The sequence below is a fragment of the Aliiglaciecola lipolytica E3 genome, from assembly GCF_000314975.1.
GTDB lineage: Bacteria > Pseudomonadota > Gammaproteobacteria > Enterobacterales > Alteromonadaceae > Aliiglaciecola > Aliiglaciecola lipolytica.
In genome coordinates this window covers 1-3,640 of sequence record NZ_BAEN01000019.1, presented here as the reverse complement: position 1 = coordinate 3,640, position 3,640 = coordinate 1, and the positions used below count along the sequence as shown (strand labels likewise).

At 44.0% G+C, this 3,640-nt stretch carries 3 protein-coding genes; 2 read left to right on the top strand and 1 reads right to left on the bottom strand.

Annotation, left to right across the window (positions count from 1 at the left end; genetic code table 11):
* Nucleotides 1-1,995, top strand: a 1,995-nt coding sequence (locus GLIP_RS03530; protein ID WP_052154921.1) for a Tn3 family transposase, incomplete at its 5' end; no start/stop codon positions are given.
* Nucleotides 1,996-2,259: 264 nt separating this feature from the next.
* Here GLIP_RS03530 and GLIP_RS03525 read toward each other — a convergent pair.
* Nucleotides 2,260-2,616 (bottom strand): hypothetical protein, encoded by a 357-nt coding sequence (locus GLIP_RS03525; protein ID WP_040521789.1) that lies wholly within the window; start codon nt 2,614-2,616, stop codon nt 2,260-2,262.
* A 315-nt stretch (nt 2,617-2,931) separates the two neighbouring features.
* Between GLIP_RS03525 and GLIP_RS03520 the strand changes: the two genes are divergently transcribed.
* The gene (locus GLIP_RS03520; RefSeq protein ID WP_008843192.1) at nt 2,932-3,276 is read left to right on the top strand and encodes a helix-turn-helix domain-containing protein; all 345 of its coding nucleotides are present in this window, start codon (nt 2,932-2,934) and stop codon (nt 3,274-3,276) included.
* Nucleotides 3,277-3,640: the final 364 nt, after the last annotated feature.

Sequence of the window (3,640 nt, the reverse complement as noted above, 5' to 3'; positions counted from 1 at the left end):
AATGTCACGAAAGCGGCAGAGTTACTGCATCTGTTTGTGGATGAGAACATTGATGATAATCAACCCTTCTCAGTAGTCAGACAACAGGCATTGAAGGTCATGAATGACAGGGATATCCAGACCCTCTGCCTTTACCTGAAAAAACAGAAACGGACCGTGGAAGAGTACCAGTGGCAACATTACGATGAACAATGCAATCTCCTGGAGCAACTGTTAAGGCAGGTGTTTTTGTGCCTTGAATGTGAGGCCGGTAAAGGCTCAGAAGCCGTCGTCGCCCAACTTCAACAGATGCAGACGGAAATCGCATTCGGTGGACCACTGAAGACGATGGATACGTCGCTCATCCCGAAAAAGCACCTCCCATGGTTGGTTAAACAGGATAACGTTAACCCGCAACGTTACGAATGGCTGCTCTACCGGCAGTTAACCTCACGACTGAATGGACGCATTTATTTGCCAAATGTTACCAAATACCGCGCACTGGAAGACGACCTGATCCCCCAGACATCGCAGGATACCTTGCTGGCCTCATCAACACTGGACAGACTAAAACAGCCCGCAGAGTTATTGTTACAGGAGAAACAACACCGGCTGGAAAGTGCACTCAAAGACGTTGCTCTCCATATTGATGAGGGAGACAATCGAAATGTGATCATGAAAAATCGTACCGGTACCCGCTGGCGTCTGCCGACCAAAAGCGCTACATCTCTGGTCAACAATCCCTTTTTTAAGCGAATGCAACCGGTCGGTATCGCGGATGTACTGCGGTATGTAGAGCGCGAAACCGGGTTCATGAAATGTCTGACTCATGTACTTCCGATACAAAAACAAGGGTTCACTCATCAGGATGATTTACTGGCCATTCTGATTGCCAACGCCACTCACCGTGGTGTGTATGGCATGGCGCAGATCTCCGATCGAAGCTATGAACACCTGAGTACGGTGCAGGCCAACTATATCCGGCCTGAAACGCTGCATGACGCCAGCGACGTGATCAATAATGCGGTTGCAGCGCTACCCATCTTCCGCCACTACCATATTCAGGAGGACCAGCTGCATGCCAGTGCGGATGGTCAGAAATTCGAAACCCATCTGGAAACCTTTAAAACCCGGTACTCCTCTAAGTATTTCGGCACCAACAAAGGGATCACGGCCATGACACTGGTGGCCAACCACAGCGCCCTCAATGCTCGGATCATCGGTTCCAACGAGCACGAATCACACTATATTTATGACCTGTTACAATCCAACAGCAGTGAAATCAAACCTGACGTACTCTCGACAGATACACACGGTGTCAATCATGTTAACTTCGCCTTACTGGATCTATGCGGTTACAGTTTTGCACCGCGATACGCGCAGTTCAGTAGTGTCATCAATGATCTGTTTGATGTGACTGAAAGTGAACAAGGCAGCACCATACTGGCGCTAAAGAAGCCTATCAGAACGAATGTTATTACAACGGGATGGCAAGATATCAGGCGTATTGTTCTGTCACTTCAGACAAAGCGGACGACACAAGCAATGCTGGTAAGAAAGTTGTCTGGTTACCCTTCTGGACACCCAATATTACAGGCTCTGACGGAGTATAATCGACTGGTTAAAGCGCAATATTTACTTGACTACATCGACGATGCCAGTTTGCGGCAGTATGTGCAACGTGCCCTGAACCGGGGAGAAGCATGGCACTTCCTTAGACGAGCCATTGCGTCGGTGAATGGTGATCAGTTCCGTGGCAAAAACGAGTCTGAAATCGCTATCTGGAATGAATGCGCAAGATTGCTTGCCAACGCGATCATCTACTTCAACTCCGCGATACTGAGTCATCTTCTGGGACACTTTGAAGCGAGAGGAGATGAAGAGAAAGCGGGTATCACTCGTGCTGTTTCGCCCGTTGCGTGGCAAAATATCAACTTAAGCGGAACGTATAACTTCACTAATACTGGGAAATTGCCCAATATTGGCGAAATAACAAGGCCGATAGTGGATGATTAGGCTCCAAGCTGAAAGTAAACCACCTCCGCAGCCATTTATTGGTGTGGTCTACAGAGGATTATGTCTTTTTAGAGGGGAAAATCCCTAGAACCCCACCTTGGAAAATACGAGGCTTGCCAGATCGCGCAATGAACGAGCAGTATTTGGGTGCTACCCATGAAAAAACGAAACGATATAAATTCATTCTTTGGTTGTCCTCAATTCTCTTACCCAACTCAGAGATTCGATAGTAGAGCAATCGTCAACTCTCTCTTAAAACATTCTTCACATTAGTCGAAGCAGCTTTCGTTTGAGAAGTCCTGTAACCAAGGCACTATAAACGATACGAGAGGTGAGACTTGGTGTCGCTTTAGCGTATTTATCTGCGGCAAGATGAACGCCATTCGATATCCAAACTGAGCGCAGCGGAGCAGATGCCGAGTGTGTGAATAATAATCTTTGAATGTTTGGTTTTTTAATTGTGTATTCCCAGATAAAAGATTCCAATACTTCTTTTTTTGAGATCTGGCGTTGCGCAGCGAATACGGTCCATTTCTCAAAAATATGCTCATCGATATTAAGTCGAAGTAACGAGCGCGAAGTTTTGCATCTAGATTTTCCTACCTTAACGGATACTGTCATTTTAAATAGCCTTTTGTGAACAAACTTTGCGCTACTTTACCGGCACCTGTCCTCGTTTTTTGAATTTGAACTAGCTTATTTGGCACTTCAGAATTTATTTTGGCTTTGACAAGGTCAATCTTCATCTTGGTGAGACTTGTAGAGCAATCAAAATCCCAGTTTTTACTATTCGAAACTCTTATATAAATTTTTAATAGTCACGGCTATGTGCACATTTGCGCAGCCGTACTCCACACGTGTTCTGTTATAACTAGATCAGTTATCAAAATATTCCTTCGAATAAGACAAATAAGCGCGATAGGTTAATAAAATTCTATGATTGACACAGATAAAGTCGTTTTTTCCATTGCCGATGGTGAACCCCTAACAGAGCAAACCATGTTCACACTTGCTGATTCATTGGTAGCACCAGAGACATTTAAAAAACTGCGGTTGGCAAAAAAACTCACAAGAAAAGAGTTGGCAAGGCACCTTGATTGTTCGGAGCAAACCATCATTGGCTATGAACGTTCTGGGTGTCGTTTAAGTGTCGATCGATACCTTAAATTTCTATTTGCGGTTGCCCAAGATGATGACAGCAAAGCTAAGTACAGCACCATTCTTCAACATCTTCGCAGCCAGATGACACTAGATATGTTAAAGGGAACAGGGGCAGTTTAAAGATCTATTGATGATAACAGCTAATTTATTCAATTTTGAAACATCGATTAATGGGACTATGTAGGCTCTTTCTGTAATAACCGAATAGTCGTGTATTCACTCTTAAATTAAATACACTCTCAAAGAGCGAGTATAGGAAAAAAATGGAATCTTGGAAATTTTCTTTAATTTGGATTGTAACGTTATTAGTGAAGGCCGTCGGTTTTGTCAGGGCGTTAAATGAACTTTTTTCCTTGAGTATTGATTACTCATTGGTATCAATTTCTGCTAGTGCGTTATTTCTTTTTTGTGTGAATGGCTCCTTACCTCTAAATGACGACATTTGAAGGTCTGAAATAGGAAATAGTGCGTTTTTTTCTAATTT